This is a genomic window from Crassaminicella indica, from assembly GCF_019203185.1.
In the GTDB taxonomy this organism is placed as follows: Bacteria; Bacillota; Clostridia; order Peptostreptococcales; family Thermotaleaceae; genus Crassaminicella; species Crassaminicella indica.
Map to the genome: position 1 here is coordinate 120,184 of NZ_CP078093.1, position 17,311 is coordinate 137,494.

The following is a 17,311-nucleotide window of genomic DNA, read 5'->3' on the forward strand; positions in this document are numbered from 1 at the left end:
TCCTATCTTTTCTTTAGAACTGCTCTATGAAACGCATATCATTTTCAAAAAATAATCTTATGTCTTCAATCCCATATTTTAGCATTGTGATTCGATCAAGTCCCATTCCAAATGCAAATCCACTATACTCTTCTGGATCAATGCCGCATTCCTTTAAGACATTTGGATGAACCATACCACAACCTAAAATTTCTATCCATCCACTTCCTTTACATACGCGACATCCTTTTCCATTACATTTAAAACAAGTAACATCTACTTCTGCACTTGGTTCTGTAAATGGGAAGTGGTGAGGTCTAAATTTTGTCTTTGTCCCAATTCCAAACAACTGCTTTGCAAACAAATCTAGTGTTCCTTTTAAATCTGCCATAGTAATTCCCTTATCTACTACCAAGCCTTCTATTTGATGAAACATTGGCGAATGGGTAGCATCTAATTCATCAGATCTGAAGCATCTTCCTGGAGAAATAATCTTAATAGGAGGCCTAGCTTTTTTCATTGTTCTTATTTGTACTGTTGATGTTTGTGTTCTAAGTAAAATATCATCTGTAATATAAAAGGTATCTGTCAGGTCTCTAGATGGATGGTTCTTTGGTGCATTTAGTGCATCAAAATTATGGTACACTGTATCTATCTCAGGTCCTTCTGCAATTTTAAATCCCATACCAATAAATATATCTTTTATCTCATCTAAAACCATTGTAAGAGGATGTTTGTGCCCTAAGTTTTTTGCTTTACCCGGCATTGTTACATCAATAGTTTCATTCATTAGTCTTAAATTTTTCTCTTTTTGTTTTATTTCATTTTTAGCTTCATCAAGAGCCCCTTCAATAGCAGCTCTAATTTCATTAGCAATCTTGCCAACTACAGGTCTTTCTTCATGAGATAAATCCTTCATTCCTCTTAATAATACTGTAAGTTCTCCTTTTTTTCCTAAATATTTTATTCTAATTTGTTCTAATTCCTGCATTGACTGTGCCTCTTTTATAGCACCTTCTGCAACACTTTGTATATTTTTTAGTTGCTCTTTCATTTATATCCTCCTTCTAATTATCTTAATTTATAAAAATTATTCCCAAATAAAAAAACCTTCAATCCACAAGGGACGAAGATTTTCCGCGGTACCACCCTAATAGTTAAATTACTTTAACCACTCATTTGACTTAACGGCGTCGACCGATAGAACCTACTATTTTTTCAGCCCTATAGTTCAAGAGGGAACTTCAGTTAGGTTGTTATTTAGAAACGCTCTCAGCCTGTGGCATTTCCTCTCTGTAAAGCAATCCATAACCTACTTTTCTCTATCATTACCAATATCCATATTAATAATCTGCAACTAATTCCCTGTAACCCAAATAGGCATTAATGTTTCCCGTTAACATAAAAATCTTCCAAAACCATTCAGCAGTACTAACCATAATGCCCACACCCCTTTTATAGCCACTTTTTCTTCATTATAGCACAGCAAAAAGAGGTTTACAAGAAAAGAAATGTCCTATTTATGTCATTTTTGAAATTTTCTGATTCCTTTTTTGCCTTACAGCTTCATACATTATAATAGATGCTGCAATAGAAGCATTCAAAGATTCAGCCTTCCCAAGCATTGGTATTTTAACTAATTCATCTGAATTTTCTAGCACTTCTTCCAGTACACCATTAGCTTCATTTCCTATTATCAATGCTGTTCTTTCATTATAATCAACTTCATCATAATATTTATCTGTTTTTAAACTTGTACTAACAATTTTAATATTTTTTAATTTTAAATGCTTGATAACTTTTATTGTTTCTTCTCCATGAATAATAGGAAAATGAAATATAGAACCCATTGTTGCTCTTATTGTTTTTAGATTATATAAGTCGACACATCCCTTTGTCAATATAACACCAGCAAAGCCCGCAGCATCTGCTGTTCTTATAATTGTTCCCAAATTTCCTGGATCTTGTATGCGGTCAAGCACTACAAATAAATTATTTGAAGCACATAATACCTCATCTAAATCATATTGCTTTATTGAAAGGATCGCCATAATACCTTGTGGACTTTTAGTATCGGAAAGCTCAGTATAAATTTTTTTTGGAATTTCATATATTTTAATATTCCTTTTTATCAAAATATTAAATAATTCTTGTCCTCCAGATACATTATATAATGATTCTGAAAATAATATATACTTAATTTCTTGATTATTTTCTAAGGCATCTTTTATAATCCTTATACCTTCAACTATGTATTCACTATATTTTTGTCTATATTTCCTTTTTTTTAATTCTTTTACATGTTTAATAGCTCCATTGTCACTAGAATAAATCTTTAAGATCAACAATTTCACCTCTTATTTTATACCTTCTTTTCTATCTTTTGTAAATCATCATTATGCCCAATAACTACTAATACATCGTCTTTCTTAACAATATCCGTTGCCCTCGGAGATATATTAATTTCTACACCATGCTTAATAGCCATCACATTGATACCATATTTTGCTCTCATATTTAAATCTCTTAAATTTTGTCCTTCCCATTCTTTAAGAGCAGATATCTCTACAATACTATAATCAGGAGCAAGTTCTATAATATCTAAGAAATTAGAAGATACAAGATTATGTGCAACTCTAACACCCATATCTCTTTCAGGGAACACAATCCTATCTGCTCCTATTTTATAAAGTACCTTTGCATGCTGCTCATTTTGTGCCTTAGCTACTACATGCTTTACTCCCAGCTCTTTTACAATTAGGGTAGCCATAATAGAAGCTTGTATATTAGAGCCTATCGTTATCACTGCAACATCAAAGTTGCTCATTCCAAGAGATTTAATAGATGCCTCCTCTGTTGCATCTGCTTGTACTGCATGGGTAACAGAATCAGCTATTCCTTGTATGACATCTTCATTAGCATCAATTGCTAATACATCAAACCCTAATCCATAAAGGGTTTTAGCTACACTTGAACCAAACCTTCCACAGCCTATTACTACAAATTGTTTCATCGTAACACCCCTATCCTACAATTACTCTTTCCTCAGGATATTTAATCAATCCCTTATTTTTTTGCTGTTTTTTTGCTAAAGCTAGTGCAATAGTCATAGGTCCTACTCTACCTGCAAACATAGTAAGAGAAATAACAATTTTTCCTATAATACTAAGACTTGGTGTCATCCCCAAAGATAATCCTACTGTTCCAAAAGCAGAAGTAACTTCAAAGAAAATCTCCATAAAACTATGTCCTGCTTCTGTTATTGATAAAATCATAGTTACAATTATAACAAGAACCATAGCTATACCTATTACTGCCAAAGATCTATTAATAATCTCTCTAGGTATTCTTCTATTAAAAACTTCTGTGTCCTCTTTCCCTTTTATAATATTTATAATTGTAAAAATAATTACTCCAGCTGTTGTAGTTTTTACTCCTCCAGCAGTAGATCCAGAAGAACCTCCTATAAACATAAAAACCATTGTCATAAATATTGTAGCAGTTGTCAGCTTATCTGTTGGTAGTGTATTGAATCCTGCTGTTCTAGGTGTAACAGAGTGAAAAAACGCTCCTAATATTTTTCCTTTAAGAGTTAATTTCCCTAAGGTTTCAGGATTATTATACTCTAATATAAAAACAGCTATAAATCCTACCAATAGCAAAATTCCTGTAATATAAAGTACCAGCTTAGTATGTAAACTAAACTTTGAAAACTTTCTTTTTTGCAGTACTTCAACGATTACTGTAAAACCTAATCCACCTGTGATAATCAAAAAAGAAATAACCATGTTTATTAAAAAATCATCTGCAAAAGGTGTTAAGCTTCTAAAATTTCCTATTAAATCAAAACCAGCGTTGCAAAATGCAGAAATTGCATGAAATATACTTAGTCCTATACCCTTTGATACACCATATATAGGAATAAATTTAAAGGATAACAGCACTGCACCAATTCCTTCTATTGTAAAGGTTGTAATCAATATATATTTTGTAAGTCGTACAATTCCAGCTATATTAAATTGATTGAGTGCTTCCTGCATGACTAAACGTTCTCGCAAAGTAATTCTTTTACCAAAAATTAATGCAAAAAAAGTAGCCATACTCATAAATCCTAATCCACCTATCTGAATAAGCAGAATAATAACAGTCTGCCCAAATACAGTCCAGTGGGTAGCTGTATCTACAACAACTAATCCTGTTACACAGACCGCAGAAGTTGCTGTGAAAATTGCATTAATAAATCCCACACTATGCCCAGACTTTGATGCAATAGGAAGACTTAAAAGTATCCCTCCCATTAAAATAACACTAGCAAATCCTAAAACGAGTATCTGTGCAGGGTTTAATTTATACTTGTCAATTCTTTTGTTAATATCTATAACAATCACCCCTGTCCAAATTCTTCCTAACTTTATTATGCATTTATTATAGCACTAACAAGTCTTTTTTAAAAGAAAAGTTCTATTCATTTCCATCTATTATTTTAAACAAATCCTTCAAAGTATATGAATCAACTATGAAAAAAATAGACTCATGAATAGAGTCTATTTTTATGCATTCAATTTTTGTTTTGCAACTTCTACTAATTGTGCAAAACCTTTCTCATCATTAATTGCCATTTCAGCTAACATCTTTCTATTGATTTGAACACCTGCTAGCTTTAATCCATTAATGAATCTACTATATGAAATATTGTTCATTCTTGCTGCTGCGTTAATTCTTGCAATCCAAAGCTTTCTAAAGTCTCTTTTCTTTAATTTTCTTCCTATATATGCAGATCTTAAAGATCTCATTACTGCTGGATTTGCAGCTCTGAAAATCTTACTTTTAGCTCCATAAAATCCTTTTGCAAGCTTTAATATTTTTTTATGTTTCTTTTTAGCATTTACTGCTTTTTTTACTCTTGCCATGTTTTTCTACCTCCTTTACCTTCCTATTTTTATGCGTATGGTAATACTTTTCTGATTCTTCTTTCTTCAGCTTTTGGCATCATAGCAGCTTTTCTTAGATTTCTTTTTCTTTTAGGACTCTTTTTAGTTAAAATATGGCTTTTATAAGCTTTTGCTCTTTTAACTTTTCCACTTTTTGTAACCTTGAATCTTTTTGCTGCTCCTCTATGTGTCTTCATTTTTGGCATGTTTGCTTCCTCCCCTCTATCATCTAAGCATTCTTTGGTGCTAAGAACATAGTCATGTTCCTACCTTCCAAATTTGGCTTTTTCTCTACAGTACCAACCTCTGAAATGAGCTGAGCGAATTTATCCATTACATCATATCCTAACTTAGAATAACCCATTTCTCTACCTTTAAATCTTAAAGTAACTTTTACTTTATCACCCTTTGATAAAAACTTAATAGCATTATTTGCTTTTACGCCTAAATCATGTTGTTCAATATTCAAACTCAATCGAACTTCTTTTACATTAATCACTTTTTGTTTTTTCTTTGCTTCTTTTTCTTTTTTTGATTGTTCAAATTTGTATTTTCCATAATCCATGATTTTACAAACAGGTGGCTTTGCTTGAGGCGCTATTTTTACTAAATCTAATCTTTTTTGCATAGCTATCTCTAGTGCCTTTTTTCCTGAAATAACACCTAATTGCGTACCATCCATGTCAATAAGTCTAACTTCTCGGTCCCTAATCTCTTCATTAATTTCTAATTCTTTAATGATTGGACACCTCCTAAAATTAATGCTCCCTAATGGGATAAAATATATAACAATAAAAAGCGAATGCATATAACATCCGCTTCATCAACCAACAAAATGCTTGCACAACTATGTAGCAAGTACTAAGCTATAAACCTTACGAACCCATGTTGCAAGGTGAGAAGCGGAAACCTTCTACTTGATATTACTTATATAGATTATCACTAAGTATTAACATTGTCAACTATTTTTTTATTTTATCCTACTTTTTTAAATTGTATTCTTTTTTTCCAAGCATGAAGTCCTAAAGATAGACCAATAACACCATAAGCAACAAATGCTCTAAAAAATTCTCCTATTTGTGCATCTCCAAACAAGTTTTTCCCAGCCTTTGGAGAAACTATAAACAAAGTATGAAACAATATAGTTCCCAAAAGTGCTTGCCCAATAGTTGCTCTTGATACAGATGCTCCACCAATAAGGAGGGCAGCTATTGAAAAAGTAGCTATTTGCACATGACTTCCATAGGTATTGAGTGTCCCTATATTTTGAAGGAAAATCAATTGTCCCCAAGCAGCTAATAATGTAGAAATAGTAATTGCAATAATCCTAACCTTATTTACATCAATCCCTGAAACCTTTGCAATATGTTTATTCTGTCCAACCGTTCTAAAATCTTGACCTAATTTTGTTTTTACAATCAATATATTAAAAAGGCAAAGGACTAAAATTACTATACATGTAATGACAGGCAGCTTTATATTCTTAAACATCTTTAGTTGGCTTGGAAGATGGTTGCTATTAAAAGCAAATATACAGCTAATGATAATTATCACTAAACAAATTGTAATAGTTGTTATATATTTAGCTGAGAAAAATTTTTCTTTTTTATAATCTTTATACTTCACTTTATATATTCTAAACAAAGTATATATAATTATCGTAAAAAGAGCTACTACTAAACACACTTTAAAAACAGGTAATTTCAGAAGATTATCCAAAGCATATTTAATCCCAACATTTCTTGATAAATCAATAGTATTTCTTATACCTACGCCACTGCTTAACATCATTACTGGATCTTTCATAGGTATTATAGTACCAATAGAAAATAAGAATATAAATTGATATATCCCATTGGCAAAAAAACCTGCAATCATACTTGCAATCATTTCTTGCCCCTTTGTTTTATTTAATAATTTACCTGTCAAATAACCAAATAGCATTGCTAAAGGCACTGCTAACAAAGCACACAATAAAAACCCTTTGATTCCAGTTACCCCCAAATGTGTTACTGCAATAATAGCAATTTGTCCTGCCATCGCCCCAATAGTTATACCAAAGTTAAGCCCCATTCCTGCTAATACGGGAATAATTAGTGACAATACCAAAAATGAATTTCTTGTAATCCTTGTAAGCAATTCATTTGCAATAAAGAATAATGGTAATTTAGAAAGCTTAATGCCTATAATACATATAATAACAAATAATATTGTTACACTGTGGTTAATAAAAATACTTTTTATATTCAACGATGTATTTTTGTTTTCTAAATTATTGTTAAACGTTTTTGTATTACTCATATGTGCCATATTAATTTCCCCCCCCTACTTTTGTTAATGCATAAAGAATAATACCATTTTGTACAATCATTCTAAGTACTTCAGATAAATTCCCTTCACTTACAATCTCATTTGCAACAGGGAGAGCAACCGTTAAAAGACCTTGAAATAAGAAAGCCCCTAAAATAACATGAGATATTTTTGCACGAGTAGCTGAAGCACCACCAATTAATATAGATGCTACTGCTGGAAACGCCATCATAAGCGGTGCTTGATACAATTGAATAAAACCATAGCTTTGAGCATAAACCAATATACCAACAGCTCCAAGCACTGTAGATAAAACTGTACCAATAATTCTGCATCGGTCAACATTAATTCCTGATGCTACTGCAAATTTAGGATTATCTCCTGCTGCTTTCATTGCAGTTCCCATCTTACTTCTTGAAAATAACCAAACACACAAACAACATCCAAAGAAAAATAACAATAGACCTGTAGGAATATTTATTCCTAATATAGGAAATGCCCCTAAATTATTCAATATTTGTCCAAAGGTTGTATCAAGAGCAATAGTTACCCTAAGCCCATTTCCAATCGGCCAAACCATCTCAGGATGATCAAAGGGGAGTAATATCCACATAATACTCATAAAAGATACCATTGAAAAACCTGTATATGTTGCAACAAGCATTTCAGATCCCTTTATCTTATTAAGAAGAATTCCATAAATCCATCCCACAAGGATTGCAAAGGGTAAAGAAATCAATAGTGCTCCAATAAAGCTTTGAGTTCCTTTTAATCCAAATTCAATACTCATAAGACCTCCTAAAAGGCCACAAACAATGCCTAATGGCAGTGCAAAATTTGGACCAATACCGGATTGTATGGCTGGTACCATCGCTAATACCAATATCCCATACATACCAAACCTTCGTATACTATCAGATATTAAAGTATTAATCGGCAGCTTAAATAATAATGCTAAGATGAAAAGAAATAGAAAAAATGCACTAATAATTATTCTTGGAAGACCTACTTTATTTGAAAATCTTCTAATCGTCTCTGTCATCTATAAAGCCCCCTTTCTATGCATTTTACGATATTCACCCGCCATCATTAAACCAAAATCTCTGTCACTTGCAAACGGACTAATAATCCCTTCAACCTCTCCTTCAGAAATAATAACAATCCTATCACAAATGGCTCTAAGCTCTGCTAGTTCACTAGATGTCATCACAATAGTCATTCCAAGTTCTCTATTTAATTTTACCAACACTTCTAATACTAACTTTTTTGCTCCAATATCTATTCCTCTAGTAGGTTCTGAAACAAACAAAATATCTGGTTCTAATGTTAATGCTCTTGCAATACAAACCTTTTGCTGATTACCACCACTTAATCTTCTAGTAATCTGCATAGGCCCTGTACATCTTATATCTAAATCCTTTATCATTTTTAAAGCATGTTGTCTAATTTTTTTAGTATCTAATTGATCAAAAAAAGCAATTTTCTTTAAAAACTTATTCCTTACTTGCATTGTTGTTATTGCTATATTGTGTTCAATAGAAGCATCTAACAAAAGACCTACACCCCTTCTATCTTCTGAAACAAAAGCTAATCCACTTTTAAGAGCATAACTTGGATTATTAAGCTTTAGTCTTTCTCCTTTTATATATACTTCTCCACTTGACGGATAAAGCCCCATAATCCCATTAGCAATTCCAATTTTTCCTTGACCCGCTAACCCTCCTATTCCTAGTATTTCTCCATTTTTAATTTCTAGATCTATTCCTTTTACTACTTCTCCTGGCATATCTACTTTGAAATTTTTCATCGAAAGAATTATATCTCTATTTTCAATTTTTTTACCATCACCTTCTGATTTAGTAGTAACTTCAATCTTTCTTCCAACCATAAGTTCAGCAAGTTCTTCTACACTTGTTTCTTCTTTCCTCCTTAATGCAACTAACTCTCCGTCTCTTAAAATAGTTATATTGTCTGCTACCTCCATTACTTCATCTAATCTGTGTGTAATAAATAGAATAGCAATCCCTGAAGCTGCTATTTTTTTCATAGCATCCATTAAATTGTCAGCTTCACTTTCTGTCAAAACAGCAGTAGGTTCATCAAAAACTAAAAGTTTTACATTGCTTTTATCAATTTCTCTTGCAATTTCAATAAACTGCATATATCCAACAGGTAATCCTTCTACCTTTGCCCATTCCTCTATATCCATTCCAAGAGTATCTAATGCTTTTCTTGCATCTTCATTCATTTTTTTAAAATCCAAAATTTTCAAACTCTCTCCAAATATTTTACTAAGAGGATTATCCTTCGTTATTTCTCTATTTAGCTTTATATTTTCTGTCAAAGTAAAGCCCGCAAGCAACATAAACTCTTGATGAACCATACCGATTCCAATTTTCATAGCTTCCTTAGGAGATTTTATATTTACTTTTTCCCCATTAATAATAACCTCTCCATTAAAACCACCTGTCGAATGTATAATTGGCATACCAAATAATACATTCATAAGAGTTGATTTTCCTGCACCATTCTCTCCTAATAATGCATGGATTTCCCCATGTTTTACAGAGAGGCTAACCCCTTTTAGAACTTTATTGCCAAAGTATGATTTTTCTATATTTTTCATCTCAAGTACATACTGATCTGTCATATTCTCACCCCTTAAGAATTTCACTATGCTCTCCTATATTTAAGTTATTAACTATCTACTTATAAAATGTAAGGCTGCCAATAGGGCAACCTTATATTTAAATCTATATCTTCTACAAATATCAATTCATTAAAAGTTTAGGAAATCCATCAGTACCATTAAATAGTTATCATAAGTCTTTCCACCCTCTTTTAGTGGTGTTAAATGTACATCTGTTTTTGCATATTCTTTGAACTTTTCATTAATTTTTTCCACATCTAATTTTCCATTTGTTTCTCCATCAATATAAGCTTTTGCATATTCAGCTCCTGCTTCAACAAACATCATAGCACAAGGTACTCGCCAAGTAGAAAATCTTCCTGTACCACCCTTTTCTGCTATTTTTTCTTTGATTTGACTTACTACAAAATCAATATCACCTTTTTTATCTTCAGGAATTTCAATTCCCAATGCAGAAGGGAATCCGTGATATGGAGAAGGACAACAAGGTTGAGGATAAATCGCTCCTTCATCTAAACAAGCTTTAATAAGAGGTACTTGCATAGAACAGTTTGTACTGAAAAATGCTGTATCTTTTCCATATTGTTCAACTTTTCTTGGAACATCTTCTAAGATAAATTGCTGAGCCCCTGATACACCTGCATCACCTGTTGGATCTGGAGCAGTTGCATCTATAAACTCAAGACCAAGCTTCTCACAATTTTCTTTTAATAAATCTCGTCTAGCAGAAAGAAGTGCATAAGACATATGTCTTGGGAATGAATAATGAACAAATTTAGTAGCCCCTTGTTTTTTAGCCTGCTCAGGTAGGGTACTTCCCATAGATAACTCATCCATTGCAAATACAACATCTGCTTTAGATGCAATCATCTTTGGATCCTCTCCTGGAACACCACATATAAACAATATATCATCTCTTATTTCTTTTGCTTTATCAATAGCTGCTGAAGTTCCAGGAACAGCTTGCACAATAATTATAGCCTTAACAGCTGGATCTGAAGCCATACTTTCAACATTTGCGATTGTTGTTTCTTGCTCATCCATAAATTTATCTGGATAAGTCATTAAAATCACATGCTCTTCTCCATATTTTTTAACTACTTCTTGAGCAGCTCTATACTCTTCTTCGTTTTGAGAAACAGTACCTGTCATAATCCCAATTTTCCAATTTTCATCAGATGCTGATACTGGTTCTTCTGATACTGGTTCCTGACCGCAAGCTGCAAGACCTACTAACATCAATAAAACCATTAAAATTGATATGCTTCTTTTTAACATTGAAATTCCTCCCATTTTTTATTTTTTTAGAAAAGAGCAACACAATTCTTTTCTCTTTTCTATAAAATACTTATTTATTTCTATGCAAGCAATGTCCCATTTTATTCTATTTTCTTTTTATTTTGAATTTTCTCATTTTTAACTTGTAAGTAGTTATATTCTATATTTGTTTGAAATTTCCTCTTTATAATATGTAATTTTTTTTATTTTCTGATATTTTATGGTTTAATAAAAATTTATTTATTCTTTTTTCTATTAATATTTTTTCTACTTCATTGGGAAAACTAATGATAAAGAATTTAGAAAGAAGGTGATGAACTATCTCAAACAAGAAAAGCTTTTTGATTATTTTTAGTTCTATTCTATTGATCAGCATCATTATAATAATGATCTTTTTCAATGGAAATAGCCATTATGTGCACATACCTAGTGCATATAGATTTGTTTTAATTTTATTCTGTTTAAGCTTATTGATTGGCTATGTAAGATTAGACAAATCTGCTCAACTCGAACCTGTGCACATAAAAATGGATCGAGATGATAAACAAAACAAAAATATCAACAAACCTTCTATTCGTTTCAATGATGTTGCTGGTCTTGATGAAGTAAAAGAAGAATTATTTGAAATAATTGACTTCATTAAGCATCCCACTAAATATCACAAAATGGGTGCTAAAATTCCTAAAGGAATTTTATTTTATGGCCCTCCTGGAACAGGAAAAACATTACTGGCACAAGCTCTTGCAGGAGAAACAGATTCTAGCTTCTTTCCTGCTAGTGGTTCTGAATTCGTTGAAAAATATGTTGGTGTAGGAGCTAAAAGAGTAAGGTCTCTTTTTGAAAAAGCAAAAAAAACTTCTCCAAGTATAATATTTATTGACGAAATAGATGCAATTGGTGCTAAGAGAACCTCAGAAAGCAACAATGAAAAGGATCAAACCTTAAACCAACTTCTAATAGAAATGGATGGTTTTCATTCAGAACAGACCATTATTGTGATTGGTGCAACCAACCGATTGGATCTTTTAGACGAAGCTCTTTTAAGACCTGGTAGGTTTGATAGACACATATTTATAGGAAATCCTGACCTTCGTGCAAGAGAAGAAATCCTTATGGTGCATACAAAAAATAAACCTATTGACCCAAGTGTAAACATAAAGGAATTAGCCCAAAGAACCCATGGACTGTCAGGTGCCCATCTTTCTAATATCGCCAATGAAGCTGCAATACTCGCTGTAAGAAACAACAAATCAGCCATTGGTATAGACGAATTCAACGAAGCCATTGAAAAGGTTATTGCAGGACTTCAAAGAAAAAATGCTGTTATCCTAGATAAAGAAAAGCGAAAAGTATCCTTCCATGAAGCCGGTCATGCTTTAATGGGAAAAATACTAAACTGCGATTTGGTCTCAAAGGTATCTATTGTCCCTCGTGGTGAAGCTTTAGGATATGTTATGTATGCTCCTGAAGAAGATCGATACTTAACTACAACCAATGAGCTTAAAAATAAAATAAAAGTTTTACTAGGAGGCAGATGTGCAGAACAACTTATTTTTGGAGAAGTTTCAACAGGTGCAAAGGATGATTTAAAAAAAGCAAATACAATTGCCTATCAAATGGTTTGTGAATATGGGATGAGTAATTTAAAAAATCGTGTATTCGAACCAACTCTAATAAGAAATTGTTACCCTTTAATTGATAAAGAAATAAAAAAGATCATAGATGAATGCTATGAAGATGCATTTCAAACATTAGAAAAGCATAGCCATTTATTATCAGCAATAGCTACTGAACTATACAAAAAAGAAACACTTACTGGACAAGAATTAGAAAATATTTTAAAGCTTAATGAACAAAAATACAGCCTATCCATATAATAAAAGAGAGTCATATGACTCTCTTTTATTATAATTTTCTGTTTTTAATTTCATCTTCAACTCTTTTAATAAAGCTTTGAATTTCTTGACTACCAAGTTCTCCTTCATCTCTTGAACGAACAGATATAGTATTTGATGTTTGTTCTTTTTCTCCAATAATAATCATATATGGAACTTTTTCTAATTGAGCTTCGCGAATTTTATATCCAATTTTCTCATTTCTATCATCTATTTCAACACGTATACCCTTTTCCTTCATCATCTCTACAATCTTTTGTGCATAATCCATAAATTTATCAGCAATAGGAAGTACCTTTACTTGTACTGGTGCTAACCATGTTGGAAATTTTCCAGCAAAATGCTCTATTAATATCCCTATAAATCTTTCAATGCTACCAAAAGCAACTCTATGAATCACTACAGGTCTATGTTTTTCTCCATCTTTCCCAATATAAGTTAAATCAAATCTTTGCGGCAATTGGAAATCAAGCTGAATAGTACCGCACTGCCATGTTCTACCAATGCAATCCTCTAGGTGAAAATCTATCTTTGGTCCATAAAATGCACCATCTCCTTCATTTAACTTATATTCTAATCCTAATTCTTCTAATGCAGCCTTTAATGCAGATTCTGCCATTTCCCATTCTTCATCAGAACCCATTGAATCTTCTGGTCTTGTAGATAACTCTACTTTATATTTAAATCCAAATCTAGTGTAAACTTCATCTATTAATTTTGCTACTCCTTTGATTTCATCTTTAATCTGTTCTGGAAGCATAAAAATATGCGCATCATCTTGTGTAAAAGCTCTAACCCTCATTAAACCATGAAGTGCACCAGATAATTCATGTCTATGAACTCTTCCTACTTCACCCATTCTAATAGGAAAATCTCTATAAGAGTGCATATCTGTTTTATATACAAGCATTCCTCCTGGACAATTCATAGGCTTTATTGCATAATCTTCTTCATCAATTTTTACTGTATACATATTTTCCTTATAATGGTACCAATGTCCAGAAGTCTCCCACAACTTTCTATTTAATATAATTGGTGTTTCTACTTCAACATATCCCCATTTTCTATGAACTTCTCTCCAATATTCCATCAAAGTATTTTTAAGCTGTGTTCCCTTTGGTAAGAAAAATGGAAAACCTGGTCCTTCTTCAAGAATTGTAAACAATTTTAATTCTTTTCCTATTTTTCTATGATCTCTTTTCTTTGCTTCTTCCAATCTATGAATATATTCTTCTAATAATTTTTGTTTTGGGAAAGATGTCCCATAAATTCTTTGAAGCATTTCTCTTTTTTCATCTCCACGCCAATACGCACCAGCAACACTTAATAATTTTATTGCTTTTACTGGTTTTGTACTAATTAGATGAGGTCCTGCACAAAGGTCTACAAAGTCTCCTTGCTTATAAAAAGAAATTACTGCATCCTCTGGTAAATCTTCAATCAATTCTACTTTATAATTTTCTTCTCTTTCTTTCATGTATTTTATAGCTTCATCACGAGGTAATTCAAATCTTTCTAATTCTAAATTTTCACTAACTATTTTTTTCATTTCCTTTTCTATTTTTTCTAGATCGCTTTCTGTAAATCTATGGTCTGAATCGAAATCATAATAAAACCCATTTTCAATAGCAGGTCCTATTGCAAGCTTTGTATTAGGAAATAATCTTTTTACTGCCTGTGCTAAAATATGAGAGCTTGTATGTCTAAAAACCTCTTTTCCTTTTTCATCATCAAATTTTAAAATATTTACTTGACTATCTTTCATAATAGAATATGTTAAATCTACAGTTTTACCATCTACCTCTCCTGCTACTGCTTCTTTCGCAAGTCTTCCACTAATTTCTTTTGCAATTTCAATAACTGTTATTCCTTTTTTACATACTTTTTCTGAACCATCTTTTAAAGTTATTTTTATTTGTTCCAATTGTATTACCTCCTTTAATCTTCTTACAAATATAAAAACCTCTCATCCCAAAGTAATTCTTTGGGACGAGAGGAATCTCCCGCGGTTCCACCCAGATTGATTTCATCCACTTTCAGGCATTAAGGCTGCCACACCGATATCCCTTTTACCTTTTGGCTACTCAGGCACAGCTTAAAGGTAGTTTTCCTATAGTCATATCAAAGGATGCTCACAGCCTAGGACATCCTATCTCTTTTGATTGGGTCTATAGTACTCTTCCTTATCATCGCTTTCTATTTTTTATCTTTTCTAACTTTGTTTCATTATAAAAATATTTTTACTATTTGTCAATAAGTTTGTTCAAATTTTCCTTTTTTATACATTATAAGTGAACAACTTCAACATAAAAAAGAAATATATAAAAATAAGTGAATGACTTCGATAACTTTTGTAAAAAAACTTACTGAAATTTCATAAAAAATACGTTAAGAACCTTCATTGTTTGAACGAAGTGAGTTTTGAAGGTTTAGTATTTTTTCATGGAATGAAGTTTTGTTTTTTCAAAAGTTATCTGGAATGAACTATTCTTTATATTTCATTTTGAAGTTGTTTGCCTATAATCATGCAATTTAAAACATAAATATGATAATTCCTTGAATAAAGCCTATTACACATCCAATGATAGCTCCTAAAATTTCTATGTGCTTTAATTCTTTTTTTGCAATGCAAAGTACGATTTCTTCTAATTTTTCTAATTCAAAATCATTGATTTTCTCTTCAATAATTTTAGAAATTTTTACTTTTTCTGTAGCCTTATGAATGAGCTTTTCTGTCAATTCAGTAATCGCTTTATCTGCTTCTTTATCTATCATCTCATCAATATAACTTTCAATCATTCCCTTAAAAGCACTTGGAATAAACCCTGGAAGCTTCTCATCTATAATTTTTTTTATTTTTCTTTTAATATTAAAAATAATCTCACTTTTATTTTCATCTTCAATAAACTTATCAATAATCTCTTCCATAGATATAAGCTCTGTTTCTACTATTTCTCCTACACTTTTAGCAAGCTCTGCTTTTCTTTTTGGTATAAGTCCCTGTATTTTCATATTAAGTACAGGAATATTGATAGGCTTTAAAGGTCTAAAAATAAATTTGATCGCTAACACATTTGTAATCCATCCAATAATTGCACCAACTACCGCTAGAACAAATAATTTCATCCAAAACAATATGTTTCACCTCTACTACATTATCTTTTGTAAAAAATTACTATATTTATAAATTTATTGTTATAATATGACCTTTTTTCGTATTCAGTATAGCATAGTTATTATTGCAATACAATAGCATAACTCTCACATTAAACAAGAGTAGCCCTATGTCTACTCTTGTTTAATATTTTTTACAGACCCACATAAATTACAACCACTACAAATATATACTCTATCTGAAAAAACCTTTTGGATAGTTTCTACAATTTCCTTTCTAGGTCCATTTGCAGAAAAATGAATACCAACTTTTTTAGGTGCTAATGTAATTAATGAGCTAATCAATAAATCATCACAGCTTATATCTTTATCTGCCATCTCCAGTGCTAAATCTTCAAGATATTCATTATTGATCATTCTATTTTTACTATCATAAAGATGATAATTTCCATTTTCGGACATAAGTACATGTACAGTATCTATTTTAGCTTCTTGAATATCTACAAAATATCTTAATAGTCTTATAAATTCATTATATTCCTTTTCCATGATAAAATCTTCCACTGCTCTATCTATATTGTTTTCCAATTCCTCTGTATAGCTTCTTAATCTAAACCGAATAAAGCCTTCCATATGGATTGCATCGTTTTCCATAAAATAATTCATCATTTGCTGCACTATTTTTGCCTTTTTACTTATCGTACAGAGCACGCCCTCTTCATATTGATACATTTCATCTTTTTGTATATTATTAAAATGTTTGAGTATAGCCTTCCTTTCCTGTAATCCAAAATAAAAATACTGGCTAGATAAAATCTTATAAGCTAATCTTTCCTCAATATTATTAATAATTATCTCTGAAAAAATATTTGCCATATAGTATTTAAAGATATATTTAAAATCATCTGCTGTATATTTCTTTGTATTCAATTCTTTTACAGAATAGGTGATATATATTTCTTTTCCGACCTTTTCAATATTTCTATCTATTACAATTCCATCTTTTAAAAAAAAATCAGTTTCACGATTCAATCGATTGCAAATATCCTCCCAACCTGCATTAAGTATCAATGTCAACAAAGTCATTTTTTTCACTCCTTCTTCTACTGTACTAGTAGTATATGTGTAATAAGAAGTGATATTCAAAATACCAG

At 31.5% G+C, this 17,311-nt stretch carries 15 protein-coding genes and 2 other annotated features; of the genes, 1 reads left to right on the forward strand and 14 read right to left on the reverse strand.

Annotated elements, in window-relative coordinates; all coding sequences use genetic code 11:
- Positions 1 to 13: 13 nt before the first annotated feature.
- The 11 genes from pheS to KVH43_RS00815 form a co-directional block, all read right to left on the reverse strand.
- Positions 14 to 1,033 carry a phenylalanine--tRNA ligase subunit alpha gene (gene pheS / locus KVH43_RS00765; protein WP_218283047.1) on the reverse strand — a complete coding sequence of 340 codons (1,020 nt, stop codon included), beginning with the start codon at positions 1,031 to 1,033 and terminating at the stop codon, positions 14 to 16.
- A 65-nt stretch (positions 1,034 to 1,098) separates the two neighbouring features.
- Positions 1,099 to 1,317 (reverse strand) — a binding site (T-box leader).
- Positions 1,318 to 1,499: 182 nt separating this feature from the next.
- The gene (rlmB, locus tag KVH43_RS00770; protein ID WP_218283048.1) at positions 1,500 to 2,324 is read right to left on the reverse strand and encodes a 23S rRNA (guanosine(2251)-2'-O)-methyltransferase RlmB; all 825 of its coding nucleotides are present in this window, start codon (positions 2,322 to 2,324) and stop codon (positions 1,500 to 1,502) included.
- A gap of 17 nt (positions 2,325 to 2,341) precedes the next feature.
- Positions 2,342 to 2,992, reverse strand: a complete 651-nt coding sequence (locus KVH43_RS00775) for a potassium channel family protein (protein WP_218283049.1) — start codon at positions 2,990 to 2,992, stop codon at positions 2,342 to 2,344.
- A 10-nt stretch (positions 2,993 to 3,002) separates the two neighbouring features.
- On the reverse strand, positions 3,003 to 4,358 hold the full coding sequence (locus KVH43_RS00780) for a TrkH family potassium uptake protein (RefSeq protein ID WP_255547830.1): 1,356 nt from the start codon (positions 4,356 to 4,358) through the stop codon (positions 3,003 to 3,005).
- A gap of 171 nt (positions 4,359 to 4,529) precedes the next feature.
- The gene (gene rplT / locus KVH43_RS00785; protein WP_218283050.1) at positions 4,530 to 4,889 is read right to left on the reverse strand and encodes a 50S ribosomal protein L20; all 360 of its coding nucleotides are present in this window, start codon (positions 4,887 to 4,889) and stop codon (positions 4,530 to 4,532) included.
- Between the two features lie 29 nt (positions 4,890 to 4,918).
- The gene (gene rpmI / locus KVH43_RS00790; protein ID WP_218283051.1) at positions 4,919 to 5,116 is read right to left on the reverse strand and encodes a 50S ribosomal protein L35; all 198 of its coding nucleotides are present in this window, start codon (positions 5,114 to 5,116) and stop codon (positions 4,919 to 4,921) included.
- A gap of 23 nt (positions 5,117 to 5,139) precedes the next feature.
- Positions 5,140 to 5,718 (reverse strand): translation initiation factor IF-3, encoded by a 579-nt coding sequence (gene infC / locus KVH43_RS00795; protein WP_218283052.1) that lies wholly within the window; start codon positions 5,716 to 5,718, stop codon positions 5,140 to 5,142.
- Between the two features lie 167 nt (positions 5,719 to 5,885).
- Complete coding sequence (locus tag KVH43_RS00800) at positions 5,886 to 7,220, reverse strand: ABC transporter permease subunit (RefSeq protein WP_255547774.1); 1,335 nt, start codon at positions 7,218 to 7,220, stop codon at positions 5,886 to 5,888.
- A gap of 1 nt (position 7,221) precedes the next feature.
- Positions 7,222 to 8,262 carry an ABC transporter permease subunit gene (locus tag KVH43_RS00805; RefSeq protein ID WP_218283053.1) on the reverse strand — a complete coding sequence of 347 codons (1,041 nt, stop codon included), beginning with the start codon at positions 8,260 to 8,262 and terminating at the stop codon, positions 7,222 to 7,224.
- The gene (locus KVH43_RS00810; protein ID WP_218283054.1) at positions 8,263 to 9,870 is read right to left on the reverse strand and encodes a sugar ABC transporter ATP-binding protein; all 1,608 of its coding nucleotides are present in this window, start codon (positions 9,868 to 9,870) and stop codon (positions 8,263 to 8,265) included. It abuts the gene before it with no gap.
- Positions 9,871 to 9,999: 129 nt separating this feature from the next.
- Positions 10,000 to 11,148 (reverse strand): DUF3798 domain-containing protein, encoded by a 1,149-nt coding sequence (locus tag KVH43_RS00815; RefSeq protein WP_218283055.1) that lies wholly within the window; start codon positions 11,146 to 11,148, stop codon positions 10,000 to 10,002.
- 416 nt (positions 11,149 to 11,564) lie between these two features.
- Between KVH43_RS00815 and ftsH the strand changes: the two genes are divergently transcribed.
- Positions 11,565 to 13,025 carry an ATP-dependent zinc metalloprotease FtsH gene (gene ftsH, locus KVH43_RS00820; protein ID WP_338028351.1) on the forward strand — a complete coding sequence of 487 codons (1,461 nt, stop codon included), beginning with the start codon at positions 11,565 to 11,567 and terminating at the stop codon, positions 13,023 to 13,025.
- Between the two features lie 28 nt (positions 13,026 to 13,053).
- Here ftsH and thrS read toward each other — a convergent pair whose 3' ends face one another.
- The 3 genes from thrS to ytxC all read right to left on the reverse strand — a co-directional run bounded on the left by thrS (position 13,054) and on the right by ytxC (position 17,243).
- Positions 13,054 to 14,958 carry a threonine--tRNA ligase gene (gene thrS / locus KVH43_RS00825; protein WP_255547831.1) on the reverse strand — a complete coding sequence of 635 codons (1,905 nt, stop codon included), beginning with the start codon at positions 14,956 to 14,958 and terminating at the stop codon, positions 13,054 to 13,056.
- Positions 14,959 to 15,025: 67 nt separating this feature from the next.
- Positions 15,026 to 15,242: a binding site (T-box leader), on the reverse strand.
- A 333-nt stretch (positions 15,243 to 15,575) separates the two neighbouring features.
- Positions 15,576 to 16,169: a DUF445 domain-containing protein gene (locus KVH43_RS00830; RefSeq protein WP_218284037.1), complete on the reverse strand. Its 594-nt coding sequence runs from the start codon at positions 16,167 to 16,169 to the stop codon at positions 15,576 to 15,578.
- Positions 16,170 to 16,331: 162 nt separating this feature from the next.
- Entirely contained in the window at positions 16,332 to 17,243 is a 912-nt protein-coding gene (ytxC, locus tag KVH43_RS00835; RefSeq protein ID WP_218283057.1) for a putative sporulation protein YtxC, read from the reverse strand.
- Between the last annotated feature and the right edge of the window lie 68 nt (positions 17,244 to 17,311).